The following is an 18,374-nucleotide window of genomic DNA, read 5'->3' as shown; positions in this document are numbered from 1 at the left end:
TCGCGATGCCGCGCGACATGAAAACGCTCCGCGTTACGCGGACACGTCGTCGCGGCGTCTCGCAAGTTGTCGGCTCAGGGCGCGACTTCAGGAGTTGCCCTCCGCCACTCCGCCGTGGCGCCTTCGGCGCCACCGGTGCACTCGCCAGGCAACCAGGCCAGCGACGATAACGGCGGCGGCAGCGATCGCCGAAGCGCGGCCGAAGGTTTTCTCGACGACCGCGTAGGAGCTTCCCGCCAGGTAGCCGGCCAGGACGGTACCGGTTCCCCAAAGTACACCGCCAGCGGCGTTGTAGGCGAAGAAGCGGCGGTAGCTCATGTGGGAGGTGCCGGCGAGCAGCGGCATCACGGCATGCAAAAAGGCGACGAACCGGCCGCCGAGCACGGCCGGGCCGCCGTGTCGGGCCAGTGTCTGTTGGGCTGACTCTATGCGCTTCGCGCGCCGGCGCAGCGGGCGTAGAGACAGAATCTTGTGGCCGTACCGTGCGCCTATCAGATAACCAGTGGTATCGCCGGCGATGGCGGCGAACACCACGACAGCGCACGTGACGGCCGGGGAGACGCTACCCTGACTGGCCGCTACGCCGGCCAGGATAGCCACGGTTTCTCCCGGTACGATGAAGCCGATGAGGACCGCGTCTTCAGCGAAGACGAATACTCCTACGATCAGATAGATGACCGCGCTGGGTAGATCCAGCAATCGGTGCAGGAACCCGGTCATCGCGCGCCATCCGGCGACGGCCGTAGGTCACGGGCAAGACACTCGGCGCGTTTTCGGTGCGGCCGCGTGTCGCTCCTCATCGCGTGGCGAGTAGGGGCGACCGCGCTGCGAGCCGGGGAGGTCTGCGAGGTCATCGAATTCACTCAACCGGCCGAAATCTCCTCCGGGCCAGCGCTTAACGCTACGCGGTAGGCGCCAGCGCTGAAGGTCCAGTTTCCGCCACATGCGGCAATACCGCAGCCGATCGATCCGTGACTTCGAGTATAGCCACTGCCTCCGGCGATGAGCGCTGTGGCGAAATCCTCGAACGGATTGCCGGAACGGATGGTTGTACCTACAACCGGCTGTCAGGTCGCCCACCGACCCGTACACTGCCCGCATCAGCACGCTGCTGCGCCACCCGGCACGGCCCGATGGTCAAGGGCGCGCCGGCTGGGCGGCGCGGCACCCGCGGGACTGGCGGCTTCGCGCTCACCGGCGCACTCGTTGGGAGGACGCTTGGGCGCAGCGCCCTTGTGGATGTGGCTCGGCACCGTCGGGCTCGTGCTCACGCTACTCGTTGCCGATTTCGTCATCGCTGCCCGCCGCCCGCACCGGGTGGGTCTGGTCGAGGCCGCCGTGTGGTCGGCCGCGTACGTGGGTATCGCCCTGGCGTTCGGATTGGCGCTGTGGCTGCTGCTCGGCTCCCGGTCCGGTACCGCCTACTACACGGGATGGCTGATCGAGAAGAGCCTGTCGGTGGACAACCTGTTCGTCTTCGTGATCATCATGGGCCGTTTCGGGGTGCCTCCGGATCACCAGCACAAGGTGTTGCTGTTCGGCATCACCGCCGCGCTGGCGCTCCGGGCGATCCTCATCGCCGCCGGCGCGGCGGCGATCGAGCTGTTCTCCCCAGTGTTTGTGCTGTTCGGACTGTTGCTCATATTCACGGCGGTTCAGCTGGTCCGGCATCGCAACGATGATCCCGATCCCGAGGCCAACCCGATCTTGCGGTACGCCCGTCGCGTGCTGCCCACCGCCGGCCTACACGGCGGCCGACTGTTTGCTCGGGTCGACGGCCGGCGGGCCGTGACGCCGCTGTTCCTGGTGTTCCTCAGCATCGGCAGTAGCGACCTGCTGTTCGCTCTCGACTCGATTCCGGCCGTGTTCGGCGTGACCCGGGACCCGTTCATCGTGTTCTGCGCCAACGCCTTCGCCTTGCTCGGACTGCGCGCGCTGTACTTCCTCATCCAGGGACTGCTCGAACGGCTGATCTACCTGTCGCTCGGATTGGCCGGGATCCTCGGCTTTATCGGCGTGAAGCTGATCCTGGAGTTCATGCATCAGCATGTCTCCGCCGCCGTGCCCGCCATTCCGATACCAGTGGCTCTGGCGGTCATCCTCGTCGCCCTGGCCGTCACGGCGGCGGCGAGCCTGCTCGTGTCGCGGGCTCACCCGGACCGGCGGTCGCACGCGGGTGCCCTGCGCCGGCGCGACAACGGCCGTACCACCTCCAACCCTCCGTGACCTCATAGGTGAGTGGAGCGCGCGAGGCCGGATGGAAAGGCCATTGTGGGCTTGGCTGCCAGGAAGGCCACCGGTCCGCCGGCTCGCCCGCCCGCGCGACCAGCGTCACCAGTCGTGCACCGTCCCATCGAGCTGGCGGTTGACCGGCAGGTAGGCCGGCTCGTACGGGTGGGCCCGCGCCGCGGCGAGGTCGAGTTCGACACCCAATCCGTGGTTCTCTCCCGGGTGCAGGTAGCCGTCCTGGAAGGTGTAGCTGGTCCGGAAGACCTCAAGGGTGACCGGGCTGTGCCGCATGTACTCCTGGATGCCGAAGTTGTGGGTGGCGAGGCCGAGATGCAGCGCGGCGGCCATGCCCACCGGGGAGATGTCGGTCGGCCCGTGCATGCCCGATTTGATCTGGTACTGGGCCGCGAAGTCCAGCAGTCGCCGCATCGGCGTGATGCCGCCGGTGTGCGTGACCGCAGACCGGACGTAGTCGATGAGCTGTTCCCGGATCAGGGTCTGGTAGTCCCAGACGGTGTTGAACACCTCGCCGGTGGCCAGCGGTGTGGTGGTGTGCTGGCGGATCAGGCGGAAGGCCTCCTGGTTCTCGGCCGGCGTGCAGTCCTCCAGCCAGAACAGGTCGTAGGGTTCCAACGCCTTGCCCAGCGAGGCCGCCTGCACCGGGGTGAGCCGGTGGTGCGCGTCGTGCAGCAGGGGCAGCTCCGGCCCGAACTCGGCGCGTACGGCCTCGAAGACGCGAGGCAGGTGGCGCAGGTACGCGCGGGTGTCCCAGGCTTCCTCGGTAGGGACCGCCGCGCGCCGGGCCGGTTCGTAGTCGTACCGGTCACCTCCGGCGGCGGGCGCCGAGGCGACGCCGTAGACGGAGCCGAGTCCGGGCACGGCGGTCTGTACCCGGATCGCCCGGTAGCCGAGCGCCTGGTGTTCCCGGATGGAGTCGAACAGCGCAGCCTCGTCGGCGCCGCTGGCGTGACCGTAGGCGAGCAGCCCGTCCCGGCTCTGCCCGCCGAGCAGCGCGGATCGAACACCCGCCCGTTCGCACGGCGCTCCGCGGATGTCGAGCATGCGCGGTAGCCGAACGAAAAACCATGCTTGAAAACCTCTGACTTACCGGCGATACTCGGCAGTTGTGTATGATCTTGCGCCGCTGACCGGGCCACGACCCAATCGAACCGAGGTCAGTGGCGGTGCCGGGAACCGGCAGGCGCGCCGGGCGCCACTGATGGGCGGCCCCGCGACGCACTCGCCCCACACCGCTGGCGCAACATGGTCCGCGCATCTCTGATGGCGCACGTCCGCTCCGTGGCCGCCGGCCGTCCCGTTTCCGCCGATCCGGTCGACGTCGGCCAGCCCATCAGAAAATTCAACAGGAGGGACAACGCGTGGGACAGCTTTCGGTCCTGTTCATTGGTGGGAACGGCATCATCAGCTCGGCGTGCAGCCGACTGGCCATCGAGCGTGGCATCGACCTCACCCTGCTGAACCGGGGGATCGACTCCACGAGGCCGCCCATCGACGGCGCCAAGACGATCGTGGGTGACGCGACGGATCACGCGTCGCTGCGCGGCGCCCTGGGCGATCGCGAGTTCGACGTCGTGGTCAACTTCCGGGGATTCGTCGCGCCCGACATTGCCGAGCAGGTGAACATCTTCCGGGGCCGAACCAGCCAGTACGTCTTCATCAGTTCCGCCGCCGCGTACCACAAACCGGTACGCCGGCTGCCGATCACGGAGTCCACACCACTGCACAATCCCTTCTGGCAGTACGCCCGCGACAAGATCGCCTGCGAGCGCGTGCTCACCGACGCCTATCGCGACACGGACTTTCCCGTCACCATCGTCAGGCCGTCGCACACCTACGACCAGACACTCATTCCGCTCGACGGTGGCTGGACCGTGATCGACCGGATGCGACGCGGCAAACCCACCGTCATCTACGGCGACGGCACGTCGCTGTGGACGCTGACCCACCACCGCGACTTCGCCGTCGCCTTCACCGGGCTGTTGGGCAACCCCGCGGCAATCGGTGACACCTTCCAGATCACCTCGGACGAGGCGCTCACCTGGGACGCCATCGCGCAATGCCTGGCATCCGCCGCCGGCACGACGGCCGACATCATGCACGTCTCCTCCACCGCGATCGCGGCGGCACTGCCGGACTGGGGGCCCGGCGTGCTGGGGGACAAGGCGCACTCGGTCGTCTTCGACAACTCGAAGATCAAGTCGATCGTCCCCGAGTACCGCGCGACAATCCCCTTCTGGCGGGGAGCGCGGGAGATCGTCGACTGGTACGACGAGGATGAGCGGCGGCGTGTCGTCGATCCCGCCGTCGACGCCGCCCTCGACCGGCTGGTCGACGCGCACGAGGCCACCGGGTTCTATCCGAGGACCGGGCGAGACCGTGGTTTGTCAGCGGTGGGGAAGGAGCGGGAAGCGTGAGGATCGTTGTCATCGGGGCGACCGGTCATGTCGGGGGCTACCTCGTACCACGGCTCGTGGAAGCCGGGCATGACGTCGTCGCGGTCAGCCGCGGCACGCAGGTCCGCTACCGCCAGCACGTCGCCTGGGAGAAAGTGACCAGCGTTTCCATCGACCGGGACCAGGAGGAGCTCGCGGGGCGTTTCGGCGAGCGCATCGCCGACCTGAACCCCGACATCGTCGTGGACATGGTGTGCTTCACCCGCGCGTCGGCCGAACACCTGGTTGAGGCCATCCGCGGCCGGGCGAGTCTGCTGGTCAGCTGCAGCAGCATCTGGGTCCACGGAACTCTGAGCGAGGTTCCGGCCGATGAGGAAGCCGACCTCGAGCCGTGGGGTGAATACGGTCTCGGCAAGCTCGCCATGGAACAGTTTCTGCTCGACCAGTCCGCGCGGCCGAACGGACTGCCCACCGTGGTCCTACGTCCGGGACACATCAGCGGCCCCGGCTGGCCTGCCATCAATCCGGTAGGCAACCTCGACGTCAAGGTCTGGGAGCGGCTGGCGACCGGTCAGCCCCTCACCCTGCCGAACCTGGGCCTGGAGACGCTGCACCACGTCCACGCGGACGATGTGGCGCAGGCGTTCGAACTCGCCATCGCGCACCACTCGGAGGCCGCGGGCGAAGCGTTCCACGTCACCTCGGAGCGGGCCCTCACGCTGCGCGGCTTCGCGACCGGGGTCGCCGGCTGGTTCGGGCGGCAAGCCGAACTCGACTTCGTACCGCTCGCGGAATTTGTCCGGCACTCGGACGGGGAGCAGGGGCTGATCAGCAGCGACCACGTCACGCGGAGTCACTCGGTGAGCATCGCCAAGGCGCAGCGGCTCCTTCGGTACCGCCCGCGGTACACCTCCTTGCAGGCTGTCGCCGAGTCGGTCAGGTCTCTCAACGACTCCGGACGCGTGCGGCTAGCCGACGGTTCCCTGGGCGGATTGACGGCGCCCGACGGCGCCTGACGACCGGGTGGTCGTCCGGTCGAGGCTCGGGCGATAGCGCGTCGAAGTCCCCTGGCTCGACCCGCGACCTTTGAGGGCCAGGGGCATCGGCGACCCTTGGCCCGGTCCGACCGTCGGGGTTACTGGTCCGAATTGCCGAGAACATCGTACTTGTCGCTACGACCGCGCGCCTTGTCTGCCGGGTAGCGCCGCTCGTTGATCCGCAGCTTCTCCTGTAGGGCCGAGCCGAGGTCGACCTCAAGCACGTCGGCGAGATGCAGGAGATAGGACAGCACGTCGGCGAGTTCGTGCCGGACAGCTTCGGCGGTTCGGGGATCAGTCATGATCGCCGAGGACTGTTCGGCGGTGAGCCACTGAAAGATCTCCAGGACCTCAGCGGCCTCGGCCGCCATTGCCATAGCAAGGTTCTTGGGGTTGTGGAACTGTTCCCAGTCTCGCTCGTGGGCGAACTGGCGTACCTGGTCACGGAGGTCCTCGAGTGCGGTCACCGTCCAGGGATACCACCACCAACTGGGCGCCGATGACGCCGGGCCGGGCATAAGCTCGTGTCCGCGCCGATTCGTCAGTTGCAGGACCACGACCACGAGTGGTGCGGGCCATGCCAGTTGGAGTGCCCTCGACCGACCACGACGAGAACCCTCGACGGCAGGCGTACGGTTCAGTCGAGTTCCGACGGGTCGATGCGGGCCCGAATGTCGGCGTGCTCGCCCAGCAGGTACAGCAGGCCGGAGCCGTCGATGAGTTCGAGTGGCTTTCCGGAGGCGAATTCGTACGAGGCTGGGCCATAGCCGCTGGTGGTGACGAGGATCCCCTTGGAAGCACCCTCGTTCTGCAGCGTGCCAAACAGGTCACGCACAGACGAGACGTCGACCGTGTTGCGGTAGCGCTTGGCCTGGATGATTACCTTTCCGCCGAAAATCGGTCGTGGGTCGAAGGCGACGCAGTCGACGCCACCGTCGCGCGACGGGCGGGTCTGTTTGGTGTCCAGGCCCATCTTGGTGAACAGGTTCTGAATGAGGCTTTCGAACTCGGTCGGCGTCAGCCTGAGAAGATTGGGTCGCTGATCCAGATCGGCGAGAACGTCGACCTCGTCGACGAAGCGCTTGTCGACCATGTCGAATTCGAGGACCGGGCGTACGGGTGCGAGTGCTTCGGGGCGCTTGGTGACCGAGGCGTTGAGATGCTGAAGACAGGCCACGGGGTCGACCTTCGCCAAGTTGATCGGCGTGAACTCATCCCGTGTGGTGCGTAAGGTGATCAGACATGGCTGGATCGAGGCACCGGTTGCCTTGTCGACCGTGTCGACGATGCCGTTGAAGGCGATCGTGTCGATCAGCGGTGTCCGGTCCGCCTCGAAGAGCTCATGGATGGTCCGAAGGGTTACCTGGGTGACGACGTTGATGTATCTTTCGCGGATCTCCTTGGCGGGCCGCGCCGTGGTCGTCACCTCGTCACGGGTCTTGATGTAGCGATATTCACGGACGGCCGGCACGATGTCCAGGTCGGGAAGCTCGTATTCCACGACGAGTTGCCGCGACTCGGGGATGTAGGCGAGCCGATACTTCTGTGGCCAGTCGTCGGGGTAGACCGAGTTGCCCAGGACCATGCTGAAGTAGTCGACGACGGCCCCGGGCTCTGCGGCCGCGAACGACTTGGCGAAGCGTTCAATCTCGGCGTTGTGCGCGGCGACGGTTGCTTCGCGCTGCTGGCACTGCTGCTGATACGTCGCCTGCGCGGCCCCCAGCCGATTCTGCCGGTCGGCCTCTGCCGCGGCGTGCTGTCCTTGCGCTTGGGCGAACGCCTGCTGTGCGGCGGCCAGTTGCTGGTTGTACTTGCCCTGGCCCCCGAACATTTTCGCCAAGCCCGTCGGTGCGGGCGGGAGGAATGCGTTCCAGTCTGGCGGCGGTGCCGCCACCGCCAGCGGTCCGGGGTTGAACGGGGGATGCGCCGGCTTCTTTTTCAGCCGTGCGAGGTCGATGTAGTCGTCGATAGCCAGCGTGGCGGCGAGTAGACCGTCGAGTTCGTCGAGCCGGGCTTGCAAGTCCGCGTTGTTCGCCGCTACCTCGGCGGCACGGGCCTCGAGGTACAGGCGTTTGCGTTCGCGCTCGTCAGCGACGGCCGCGCGCTCGGCGGCCTTCGCGGCCCGCTCAGCCTCTCGGCGCATCGCCTGTTGCTGCCGGTAGTACACCGTTTGAGCGTGTGCAGCCGCTCGCTGCTGGCGCGCGAGTTCGCGCTGGACCTGAGCGATGAAGCCCCGACGCCGTGACACGTAACCCCCTTCAGACCGCATTTGCCGCGGTCGCCACCATAGCGAATATGCCCATCGTGGTCAGCGGCCACAATGGGTAAGCTCTCATCCTTCATATGGTCAACTTCGTGGCAGCCGGCTGTCCAAGACGCTTTACGACCAGGGTGCTGGAGGGTGCTAGGCCGGGTCTGGCCGATGACGCGTGTTCTTCGGTCATCGTGCCGATGGCGGTACGCTACAAGGCCCAAAACGGCGACAGGAACGCAGGCCGTTGATGAACCGTGGCGACCTCGTTTCGGTTTCACAGCGTCACGCGGCTGCTGAAGCCTTGGTGCTGCAGGAGCGGTTCGCTGATCTGTTCACGGACGACGAGCGAGAGACCGCGCGTCGCCGGTTGAAGGAGCGCGGCTATCTGCCGCCTTGTGGCGGATAAGAGTGACCGTCAGCCGGTGCGCGCCACGCTCAAGTCGCGCTAGCGAAGTTGATGCCGTTTCGCCCCAGGATGTGGCTGTGGGCTGCGCCGCGTTGCACGTCGCTGCCTGAGGGTTGTCTGATCCCGCCTCTATGCTCCTTTGCGTAGTGCCTGACTGACCTGGGTCATTGGCCTTGGCGGCAGCCGATGAGAAAGAGGGGAGGGTGCGGCCGAGCGTGCTCCACGGTGACATCGATGACAGCGAAGAGAGCACCGGCTCGGGTCCGGACCTCTGGCAGCTCGCCGGCCTGCCCGGCGGGCTCATCCAGGCCAGCTACCTGACCAGCAGGTACGCGGCGCAGTACCGGCTCATCGTCGACGTCCTGCTCGACCAGCAGCAGTACACGCTGACCGGGGTGGCCGCAGCCGACCTGCCCGGTCTGCTCCGCGACCACGTGACCAAGGCCGGCGCCGACCCGGCGATCCTCGACGACCCGGCCTTCAACCTCAAGCTTCGGATGGATCGCCTCGACAAGTGGCGAGTCGTCGACATCTTCCAGGACCGGGCCGAGCGCGATGCCGACTTCGTTCGTGACCTGGATCGCTACCAGCTCACTGAGGTTGCCGCCGAGCTGCACCGGGCGGTGTTGAGCCTGGGCCACGACGTCGCGTCGGCCGCCGCGGCGACGCTGGCTCCGAGCGTGTTGACGGCGAACCTGGCCGCGCTGCGCGATACCGTCACCACCGACCCGGCCGCCGCGGCGGCCGCCTGGTCGGTTCTTCAGACGACGCACCAGTCGATGGCCAAGGCGGCCGCGGGGTGGCAGGCGCGCCTCGCCGGGGCGCTGGCCGGGGCTCCGGATCAGAAGAAGATCACGACTGTCCAGGAGACGCTGCGCCGCTACGTCGACATGTGGGGTGCCGGGGTGGACACGCACTCCGAGAGCATCACGGCGCTGGTCGAATCGCTGAACGGGGTGGCCGCGCCGGTGTGGCGGCGCATCGCCGTACACAATCTGGGTCCCTCCGCCGACGACGCCGCGATCGACGAACTGATCGCGTCCTACTCGCTGACGCTGACGACGCTGCGCCGCTGGTTCGACGGCCCGGACTGCCAGGCGCGCCGGCTGCGCCGGCAGATGCGCGACACGATCGGCCCGCTGCTGCGCGGCCAGCGGACGCTGGCCGCGGTCGGTGGGCACATTTCTCGTCGTGCGGAACTGCTGGCGTTGGCCGCGCGCCTGGAAGAATCGGCGGACGATGAGGCCGGCTGGGCTTCGTGGTGCACGGCGACGGGGCTGTTTTCCGCTCGGCACCTACCCGGGACAACACCCGCGCCGGCCGGGAATGCCGGCGCGGCCTCGTTCTGGGAGGCCGAACCGGTCCAGGTGGAGGCCCGGCTGCGCAAGCACGGTCCGAAGGCGACGACCGGCACCGCCGCGCGGATCCAGGACCGTGCCGAGGGCCGGCGGGCGGCGAAGGAGCGCACGGCGCAGGTTCAGGCCGCGGCGGCGCGCACCGAGGCCGGCGTGCTGGCGCGGTCGGGTCAGCGTTTGTCGCAGTGGCGGAACCTGACCGGCCCGGAGCTGGAGATGCTGCTGGTGATGCTGGGTGTCGTCGCGGGTGCCCGCCCGGATTCCGCCGGGGTCCGGACGGCGACGACCGGTGACGACCGGTGGATGCTGCGCGCCGATCCGCCGCCAACGGACGCACCAGCCGCGGTGGTGCACACCCCGGACGGGCGACTCGTTCACCCGGACATTCGGCTGCACATCACTCCGGCTGCGAGCGTGGCATGACCACGTCCGCGTCGGTACGGGAGGCGCAACGCGCCTTCGTCGGGTTGCTCGCGCAGCCGTTGGTGACTCCGGCGACGGATCCGCACCTGCACCGCCTGGTGCTGCGCCACCAGCACGCGGTGGCCGACTACGCCCGTCGACTCGGTTACCGGGTGCAGCAGGTGGGCCGCGCGGTCCGGCTGATCCGGGTTCCGGTCGCCGGCGCCGTCACCGCGCCACCGAAGCCGGCGGGGGCGCCGGGCCGGCGCCTGCTGTCCCTGGTGTGCTGCCTGGCCGCCTGCTGTGAGGAGATCGCCGGGACGGTCACGCTGCAGCGGCTGTCGGACCTGGTCCGTGACCTGAGCGTCGCCCCGGGGGTGCGGGTCGCCGAGTACGACCCTGACCAGCGGGCGCAGCGCCGCCAGCTGCGCGACGCGGCCAGGCTGCTGGAGCAGTGGGGGGTGTTGCGCCGCCGGACCAGCGACGACAGCATGCTCGAGGAGTGGACGGAGGCGGGGTCGGGGCCCGGCGCCGGGTACGAGGTGGACCGGGACGCGCTGCTGCTGATGACGAGCCCGGACGTGCTGGACCTGGCGCTGAATCCGGAGCCGGTCACCGACGAGCAGGTGGTCGCCAGCCGGACGATGCGGCAGCTGCGGGCCCTGGTGGAGACCCCGGCCGTACTGTACGCGGATCTGCCCGCTGAGGAGGCGGACGCGTTGCGCAAGAGCCGCGGCCTGCGCTCCGGGGACGTCGCGTCGATGACGGGCGGGACGGTCGAGGCCCGGGCGGAGGGTCTGGTCCTCGTGCTGAGCGACGACGAAGACTCCGCCACCGTGGCGGACTGGCCGCGTGCCCGCGCCGCGGACTGGGTGGCACTGCTGATGGCCGACATCGCCGGCCGGCACGGCACCCGCCGCCTGGACGGCACCGTGCACCTGACCGACGCGCAGGTGGACGAGGTCGTCGACGACCTCGTGGGGTGGCGCGGCGAGTACCTGAGCAAGGCGCAGAAGACTACGCCGGGCGCGGTCCGGCTGGACGCGGAGACCCAGCTGACCGAGTTGGGTCTGCTGCGGGTGGCGGCGGACCGGTCCTGGACCCTGCTGCCGGTGGCCGGGCGCTACCGCGACCCGGATGTGACGATCACTGATACCACGGAGCAGCCTCGATGACGCTCGCCGCCGACCCGACCCTGACTGCTCCCGGCCCGGCCGCCAGCGATGAGCAACTGGCCGCGTGGCGGGACGCGCTGTCGCACGCGGGGCTGCCGGATCCGACGCGCACCCGGTGGCAGGTGCTGCGCGCCGGGGTGGTGAACCTGTGGGAGTTCGACGTCGCCGAGTACTGGTTCGCCGACGGGCGGGCCCAGTTCGTGGGCGCGAACCAGTCCGGCAAGTCGACGCTGATGGCGCTGACGACGCTGATCATGCTGTCGGGCAGTCTCGACCGGCAGTACATCGACACGTTCGGCCAGTCGGACAAGTCCTTCCGGTACTACGTGGAGCCGACCGAGGACGCCCGCGACCGCCGGGACGCGTCGGCGTCGACCAACCGCGGCTGGGCGTGGATGGAGTTCGGCCGCCTCGGCCCCGACGGGCCGCGATTCCTGACCACGCTGCTGTACGCGCAGGCCAAGCGCGGCGTGAACCAGCTGACCCCGACGTGGATGGTCTGCGAGGGCGCCGCCCGGGTTCGGGACGGTCTGGATCTGGCGGTCGGGCAGGCGGTGGTCGAGCCGAGGGACCTGCAGGGCGTCGACGGTGTGGTCAGCTACGACAGCGGCCGCAAGTACGCGGAGAAGCTGGCGACCGACGTGTTCGGCTTCGCCGACGCCGACCGGTTCGCGACCGTGCTGGAGATGCTCAAGGTGCTGCGCACCCCGCACCTGGGGCAGAAGCTGAACCCGGACTGGTTCACCGCGCAAATCCGTTCGGCGTTGCCTCCGATCGCCCGTGGCGAGGTCGAGGAGCTCGCCGAGGGGTGGCAGCAGCTGGAGCAGCTGGGCCGGGACCGGGACGACGCGGACCAGGCCAGCAAGGCGATAGCGGTCTACGTGACGAAGGCGTGGCGGCCGTGGGCCGACGCGGTGCTGCGCCAGCACGCCGACGAGCTGCTGGCCGCCGACGACGCGGTGAGCGCCGCCGGCGGGGCACTGGTCACCGCCGAGGCGGCGCTCGGGCAGGCCCGCGACGACCTGAACGCCGAGACCGCCAACACCGGCACCCTGGATGAGGCCGCCAAGCGTGCTCGGGCGGCCCTGACGCAACTGCTGCGCTCCGCGGCCTATCAGGACGCGGCCGGGCGGGCCGCGAACGCGGAGAAGCTCCAGGCCGACGCGGTAGCGGCGGGGACCCGCGCACAGACGGCCGTACAGCAGCTGACCCGGGCGCACGGCGACCACGGCCAGGCCGCCGACGCGCAGCAGCGAGCGCAGACCGCGTTGGACTCGGCGCGGGAGGAGGCCACGGTCACGGCCGAGCACACCGTCGAGGCCGCCACGGCCGCCGGGCTGGGCGACCAGACGCCGCTGTGGGTCGGCAACGGTGATGTCGACCGGCTGGACGCGGCGGTCGCGGCCCGCCGTGGCCACGTGACCGCCCTGCGCAGGCTGCTGCGCGCCGCCACCACCGCGGTCGGCCGATGGCAGTCCGCCGACAACGCGGCGGGCAAGGCCCGCGACGAGTTCGCCGTCCGGGACGCGGCCGCGGCCACCGCCATCGAGGTGCTGTCCGCGGCGCAGCAGCAGCTGTCGGACCGGCTCGAGCGGTGGGCCGCTGGCCTCGGCGTGCCGGCGCCCGCGGTGGCCGACCGCGAGGCGTGGCTGCGTGAGGTCACCGACCAGGCGGCGGGGCCCCGGCCGCGCCAGGTCCTGACCGGCCTGCTGACCCGGCAGTGGTTGCAACCGGCGGTGGACCCGCTGACCGAGCGGATCGCCACCCTGCGGGCCGAGGCCCGCACCGCGAGCAAGCGCGCCGCCGAGGCCGACGCGGCCGCGGATCAGCTCGAACAGGCGGGGGAGCCGCAGCCGGCCGAACCGGCCGGCTGGACCCGCCGGGACCGGCCGGCGTTCCCCAGTACTCACGGCGCCCCGCTGTGGCGGTTGGTCGACCCGCCCGCGGACCTCGACCCGGCCACCCTCGACCACGTGGAGGCGGCCCTGGCCGCGGCGGGCCTGCTCGACGCGTGGGTCACCCCGGACGGCAGGTGGTCGACCGACCGGGACGGCGACGACGCCGTCATCACGACCATCGGCACCGACACCCCAGCCGGTGCCACGACCCTGTCCGCCGTCCTGCAACCGGCCGAGGACGCCGGTCCGCTGGCCGCCGCAGTCGGGCGCATCCTGGCCGGAATCGGGTACGCCCCCGCCGGTGCGCCGCTGAGCGGAGCGGTGGCGGTCGCCGGCGACGGCCGGTGGCGCACGGCCGCCGCCGAGGGCCGCGCCGGCCGGTCCGCGCATGGCGCCGAGCTGATCGGTGCCGCCGCCCGTACCAACGCCCGCCGCCGGCACATCGCCGAGCTGCGGCGGCAGGCCGCCGCCGACCGGGACGAGGCCGAAACGCTACTGGCGCGGGCCGATGAGCTCGCCGACCAGGCGACCGCGCTGCGTGCCGCCGCCGAGCAGGCCCCCGACGACGCCGAGGTGGTCGAGGCCGGCACGGCGCTGGCTGCGGCGAACACCGAACGGGAACGGGCCGAGGCCGCCCTCGCCGTCGCCCGGCAGGCCGCCGCGGAGGCGAAGCGTGCGGCCGACGACGCCACCGGCGAGGCGACCGGGTATGCGACCGGGCATCATCTGCCCACCACCGACGACCAACTCGACACCGTTGGCGGCAAGCTGGACGACGTGGCCCAGGCGGTGTCCGGTCTGCGAGTCAGCCTGCACGAACAGGCCACCGCCGAACGGGTGTTCGTCGCCGCCGGCGTCGCGTTGGAGAACGCCGCGCGCAACGTTCAGGAGGCCGATCAGGCCGCGCGCGCCGCAGCGTCCGAGGCGGCGCAGGCCAGGGAGGAGGCCGTCGAGGCGGCCGCCTCCGTCGACCGTAACGACCAGGAACAATTCGACCGCGCCGCCGAACTCGAAGGGCGCATCAAGGGCCTCGACACGTCGCTTGCGGCAAGCCAGCAACGGGGGTTGGACCTGTCCGCCAAGGCCAGCAAAGCCGAGGAGCGCTGGGAGCAGCGCCGCACCCAGCAGGCCGGCGCGAACCAGCGCCGCGAGGCCGCGGCCACCGCGTGGTGGGTGCCGGTCGACGCTGGCCTGGCTGCCGCCCGGAACCTGCCGGATCCCACCAGCCGCGACCTGCCTCAGGCGCTGGCGCATGCCCGCGCGGCGGCCCAGGCGCTACGCCCGGCGAACTGGCCCGAGGCCGCACCGGAGAAGGCCCGCCGCGCCGAGGCGGCCCTGTCCCGGGCGCTGGGCGCCCCCCTGATCGAACTGCGGGCACTGCTCGAACGGTCCGGTGGCCGCTCGGTGGTCGTGCTCGAGGCCGACGAGGTGAACCCGATGCCCGGGGTCGCGTTGATCGTCGACGCGTCCGGCACCCAGCTCAGCCCGGCCGCCGCGATCCGGCACCTGGACGACCTGGTCGCCGAACTGTCCGCGTCGCACGACGCGAAGCTGCACCAGATGTACACGGAGCTGCTGTCGTCCACCTTCGTCGACCACCTCGCCGAGCGGCTGAAGAAGGTTCTGCTCCTGCTCAAGACCGTCAACCAGGTGCTCGAACGGCACCGGACCGGCGCGAACCGGACCACGCTGCGGCTGCGCCGCCATCCCGCCGAGGGACACCGGCACGGCTACAACATCCTGCGGGCCCTCGAGGAGGGCACGATCGAGTCCGACACGGCACAGGAGCAGATCCGGCTGTTCCTCGGTGACCGGCTCCGCGAGGCACAGGACGCGGGCCTGACCGGCACCGAAGACTGGACCGACCACCTGGCGACCCTGCTGGACTACCGCGACTGGTTCGACGTCGTCGCCGAATTCCGTGTCGAGGGCGGCGACTGGAAGCCACTGACCAAACAGGTGCACAGTGTCGACTCCGGCGGCGGGAAGGTCGTCACCCTGCTCCAGCCGCTGCTGGCCACGCTCGTCGCGCTGTACTCGGAGTCCGACGACGCGCCGCGGCCGCTGTGGCTGGACGAGGCCTTCGAGGGCGTAGATGGCGCCAACCGGGCCACGATGCTACGCATGCTCGTCGAGTTCGACCTGGACTTCCTGCTCGCCGGGCCGGCCCCGCTGGTGGCCGCGGCGCAGGTCCCCGCCGCCGCGGTGTGGATCATCTCGCGCGCCCCGAGTCCGGCACCCGGGGTCGACCTGTCGCTGATGCTGTGGGCCGGGCGCACTCTGGAACAGCTCCCGGTCCCCGACATCACCGCACGGGTGCTCACCCCACGCCGGCCGCCCGACCGCGACACCACCGCCGACCTGTTCAGCGTCCTCGACGAGGGCGACCCGGACGCGTGAGCGCGGCCGCGGACCGATGGGCGACCCAGACCGGTCCGGCCCGGGTGCTCGCCGCCGCCCGATCGCTTCTGGAGCAGCGACGATCCGGCGACCAAGTGCGGGTCAAGGTGACCCTCACCGAGGCCGAACGGGGCCAGGTGGGCAGACTCCTCGGGCTCGCCTGGGAAACCTCGGGCGCGGCCATCACCCTCGGGAAGCTGCGGGCCGCGATCGCACGCACCGGTGACGACCTCGACGCGCTGCTGACGCGCATCGGTGGACCGCTGGACGATCTACCCGCCAGACGCGCCCGGGACGCGGCGGCGCTCACCGCGTCGGTCGATGGCGCGCATGACCGGCTCATCGCCGCGGGCATACCCGCCCACGCGGTCGCGCTCGCCCGGCGGCGCCGGTGGCTCGGCCGGCCCGGCGCCGCCGATCTCGCCGGCCGAGCCGATGCCCTGGCCCGGCTGTGGCACCTGCTGCCCATGCCGGGGCGGCCACTGCCCGAGCTGTCCAACACCCTGTTCGCCGACACGCACCGCCTCGACCGGGAAGCCGAGCTCGGCCGCGTCGCCGCGCGGCTGCTCGCCGCGGCCCAGGCCGATCCGGCGGCGGCCGAACAGGCCGCGGACCAGGCGCTGACCGCGGCACGGTGGCGGCAGGTGTGGGCGGCGTACGGGATCAGCTGCGACGAGGTCTCGTCCACCGTCCTGATCCTCGGGCTCACCCTGACAGGCGGGTCGGCCGCGGCCGCGATCTCACAGGCCGCGGCGAGTTGCGGCGAGCCGGTATGGCTGACGGAACGGTCGCTGCGCGGCGACTGGCGGCCCGGCGCGGGCACGTCGGTGGTGCGGGTGTGTGAAAATCCGGCGATCGTCGAGACTGGGGCGGCGGAGTTCGGGGCCGGCTGTCGACCGCTGGTCTGCATCTACGGCCAGCCCTCGTCCGCGGCATGGACGCTGCTACGCGGTCTGGCCACCGCTGGAGTCACGCTTCTGGTCACCGCGGACCGGGACAAGTCCGGCCTGCGGTTCCTCGCCGACATGCTGGCCCTGCCCGGCGCCCAGGAGTGGCTACCGGACGCTGACGGCGTATACGAGGAAGCGCGGCTGCCGGACCTTCTCGCTGATCTTCGTGGCGACGGGATTCGCGCACCGGGAGTCGCGTGATCGTAGCCCGGAGGAATCACCTGATCGCCGACAGGCCGGCACCTCGCCGAGCTCTTGCTGGAGCGCGGCCGGAAAACGAAGTGCGAACCCTGGCCGAAAGGTCCGGGGGCGCGCACCGGCTCATATCGCGTTTCTGGTGAAACGGCGACGGTGGGATGACCTCGGCATATTGATCGCCGCAGGCGACCGAGAGGTGAGTGGAGCATGGGCATGCGCATCACCCAGCTGCGTCCGGTCAGCGGCAGCAGGGCGGGCCAGTAGTTTCCGGGCACGGGCGGCTGGCTCAGCCACCGGCCACGGCTGGCCAGCGCCCTGGCCGTCCGGGTCCCTCAGGGTCTGCCGATGGTTGCCGTGGGCCCCGAGGTGCGACCCACGGCACCGGTCGGCTGACCGGTCGGGCGTCAGCCGGCCGGGGTGAAGTAACGGCGGGGGTTGCTGATGAGCATCGTGTCCAGCTGCTCCTGCGTGACTCCCGCCTTCAGGAGGGCGGGTATCACCTCGTCGTGGAGGTAGGTGTGGTGCCAGTTGGGCGCCAGCTGCTCCTTGGCCCCCGGCGGCAACCAGTCTATGTGGCACGACGCGTCGTGGCTGAGCACCATCCGGTCGGCGTACCCCCGCTCGGCCAGCGCCGCGACCGTGGCGACGCGCTGATCGCTGGGGAGCAGGAAGTCCAGCCCGAACCGGTCCATGCCGAGGTACGTGCCGCCCGCGATCAGCGCGTCAAGGTAGTCGAGGTCGGTGGTGTCACCGCTGTGGCCGATGACGACTCGTCCGGGGTCGACGCCCTCCTCCGCGAGGATCCGCTGCGCGACCAGCCCGGTCTTGGCCGTCGGGTTGGTGTGCACGGTGATCGGGGTTCCGGTGCGCTTGTGCGTCTCGGCCACCGCGCGCAGGACCCGCTCCACGCCCGGGGTCAGCTCGTTCTCCAGGGCGCACTTGAGGACGGCGGCCTTGATGCCGGTACCGGCGATGCCGTCGCGGATGTCGGAGGTGAACATCTGCACCATCGGCTCGTCCCCGCCCATCAGCGAACCGGGACCCTGGTAGATGAACGGGAACGGCAGGCCGTCGTACGTGTACAGCCCGGTGGCGGCGACGATGTTCAGCTCGGGAACGGCGGCGTTGACCCGGGCGATGCGGGCAATGTTGCGGCCCAGCCCGTAGACGGTCAGGTCGACCATGGTGTTCACCCCACGGTCCGTCATCGCGCGGGCCCGCTCGATGGCCGCGGCGACCTCCTTTTCTTCGTCCCAGCCGCCCGGGTTGTTCAGGCGGATCTCCTCGGACGTGACGAACAGGTGTTCGTGCATGAGCGTGGTGCCGAGGGCCGACACGGGAATCGTCCCGGCTACCGTCTCCACCACCGCGTGGGACGTGTCGGAGCCGGGGCTTGTCGGGGCGTACTGGACGGTCACGATGTTCTCCGCGATCTCAGAGCTAGGGGATGGGCCCGCGACCGCTCGTCGCGGCCGGAGGCAGGTGCTGGCATTTCAGGCGTGCCGGCCCGCCCACCCAGGAAGGAGATCATGATCGTCTGCGAGCGTCAATGATGGGGTCGGCGACGTGGGCGAGCCGCGGCCCGCCGCCGACGCACTTCCGCCGGAACGTACGCCGCGGGCCCACGCCGGTACTCGCGCATCCGTACTGCATCAG

At 70.2% G+C, this 18,374-nt stretch carries 12 protein-coding genes; 7 read left to right on the top strand and 5 right to left on the bottom strand.

What is annotated here, in order from left to right; genetic code table 11:
- Positions 1–87 precede the first annotated feature (87 nt).
- Positions 88–720 (bottom strand): DedA family protein, encoded by a 633-nt coding sequence (locus tag ABEA87_RS03765; RefSeq protein WP_345626045.1) that lies wholly within the window; start codon positions 718–720, stop codon positions 88–90.
- 519 nt (positions 721–1,239) lie between these two features.
- Here ABEA87_RS03765 and ABEA87_RS03760 point away from each other — a divergent pair.
- Positions 1,240–2,226 carry a TerC/Alx family metal homeostasis membrane protein gene (locus ABEA87_RS03760; protein WP_345626558.1) on the top strand — a complete coding sequence of 329 codons (987 nt, stop codon included), beginning with the start codon at positions 1,240–1,242 and terminating at the stop codon, positions 2,224–2,226.
- Between the two features lie 105 nt (positions 2,227–2,331).
- Here the strand turns inward: ABEA87_RS03760 and ABEA87_RS03755 are convergent, their stop codons facing one another.
- Positions 2,332–3,291 (bottom strand): D-galactonate dehydratase family protein, encoded by a 960-nt coding sequence (locus ABEA87_RS03755; RefSeq protein WP_345626043.1) that lies wholly within the window; start codon positions 3,289–3,291, stop codon positions 2,332–2,334.
- Positions 3,292–3,608: 317 nt separating this feature from the next.
- Between ABEA87_RS03755 and ABEA87_RS03750 the strand changes: the two genes are divergently transcribed.
- Entirely contained in the window at positions 3,609–4,664 is a 1,056-nt protein-coding gene (locus tag ABEA87_RS03750) for an NAD-dependent epimerase/dehydratase family protein (RefSeq protein ID WP_345626041.1), read from the top strand.
- The gene (locus ABEA87_RS03745) at positions 4,661–5,659 is read left to right on the top strand and encodes an NAD-dependent epimerase/dehydratase family protein (protein ID WP_345626039.1); all 999 of its coding nucleotides are present in this window, start codon (positions 4,661–4,663) and stop codon (positions 5,657–5,659) included. The genes ABEA87_RS03750 and ABEA87_RS03745 overlap by 4 nt, the downstream gene beginning before the upstream one ends.
- Positions 5,660–5,778: 119 nt before the next feature.
- On the opposite strand, the gene ABEA87_RS03740 is transcribed toward ABEA87_RS03745, so the two are convergent.
- Both ABEA87_RS03740 and ABEA87_RS03735 read right to left on the bottom strand, forming a co-directional pair.
- The gene (locus tag ABEA87_RS03740) at positions 5,779–6,147 is read right to left on the bottom strand and encodes a nucleotide pyrophosphohydrolase (RefSeq protein ID WP_345626037.1); all 369 of its coding nucleotides are present in this window, start codon (positions 6,145–6,147) and stop codon (positions 5,779–5,781) included.
- A 170-nt stretch (positions 6,148–6,317) separates the two neighbouring features.
- Positions 6,318–7,847, bottom strand: a complete 1,530-nt coding sequence (locus ABEA87_RS03735; protein WP_345626035.1) for a restriction endonuclease — start codon at positions 7,845–7,847, stop codon at positions 6,318–6,320.
- Between the two features lie 708 nt (positions 7,848–8,555).
- On the opposite strand from ABEA87_RS03735, the gene ABEA87_RS03730 reads away from it, so the two are divergent.
- Genes ABEA87_RS03730 through ABEA87_RS03715 form a run of 4 tightly spaced genes read left to right on the top strand, consistent with a single transcriptional unit; the run spans position 8,556 to position 16,721 of the window.
- Complete coding sequence (locus tag ABEA87_RS03730) at positions 8,556–10,118, top strand: DUF2397 domain-containing protein (protein ID WP_345626033.1); 1,563 nt, start codon at positions 8,556–8,558, stop codon at positions 10,116–10,118.
- The gene (locus ABEA87_RS03725) at positions 10,115–11,272 is read left to right on the top strand and encodes a TIGR02678 family protein (protein WP_345626031.1); all 1,158 of its coding nucleotides are present in this window, start codon (positions 10,115–10,117) and stop codon (positions 11,270–11,272) included. The genes ABEA87_RS03730 and ABEA87_RS03725 overlap by 4 nt, the downstream gene beginning before the upstream one ends.
- On the top strand, positions 11,269–15,570 hold the full coding sequence (locus ABEA87_RS03720) for an SbcC/MukB-like Walker B domain-containing protein (RefSeq protein WP_345626029.1): 4,302 nt from the start codon (positions 11,269–11,271) through the stop codon (positions 15,568–15,570). Before ABEA87_RS03725 ends, ABEA87_RS03720 begins: the two co-directional genes overlap by 4 nt.
- Entirely contained in the window at positions 15,567–16,721 is a 1,155-nt protein-coding gene (locus tag ABEA87_RS03715) for a TIGR02679 domain-containing protein (RefSeq protein WP_345626027.1), read from the top strand. Before ABEA87_RS03720 ends, ABEA87_RS03715 begins: the two co-directional genes overlap by 4 nt.
- Before the next feature lie 401 nt (positions 16,722–17,122).
- On the opposite strand, the gene ABEA87_RS03710 is transcribed toward ABEA87_RS03715, so the two are convergent.
- The gene (locus tag ABEA87_RS03710; RefSeq protein ID WP_345626025.1) at positions 17,123–18,136 is read right to left on the bottom strand and encodes a phosphotriesterase family protein; all 1,014 of its coding nucleotides are present in this window, start codon (positions 18,134–18,136) and stop codon (positions 17,123–17,125) included.
- Positions 18,137–18,374: the final 238 nt, after the last annotated feature.

It is taken from the genome of Rugosimonospora acidiphila (genome assembly GCF_039543385.1).
GTDB lineage: Bacteria > Actinomycetota > Actinomycetes > Mycobacteriales > Micromonosporaceae > Rugosimonospora > Rugosimonospora acidiphila.
This window is presented reverse-complemented; position numbering and strand designations above follow the sequence as displayed.

Coding starts and splice junctions, on each gene's coding strand:
- ABEA87_RS03765 (WP_345626045.1), bottom strand. CDS start 720: ATGACCGGGTTCCTGCACCGATTGCTGGATCTACCCAGCGCGGTCATC.
- ABEA87_RS03760 (WP_345626558.1), top strand. CDS start 1,240: ATGTGGCTCGGCACCGTCGGGCTCGTGCTCACGCTACTCGTTGCCGAT.
- ABEA87_RS03755 (WP_345626043.1), bottom strand. CDS start 3,291: ATGCTCGACATCCGCGGAGCGCCGTGCGAACGGGCGGGTGTTCGATCC.
- ABEA87_RS03725 (WP_345626031.1), top strand. CDS start 10,115: ATGACCACGTCCGCGTCGGTACGGGAGGCGCAACGCGCCTTCGTCGGG.
- ABEA87_RS03720 (WP_345626029.1), top strand. CDS start 11,269: ATGACGCTCGCCGCCGACCCGACCCTGACTGCTCCCGGCCCGGCCGCC.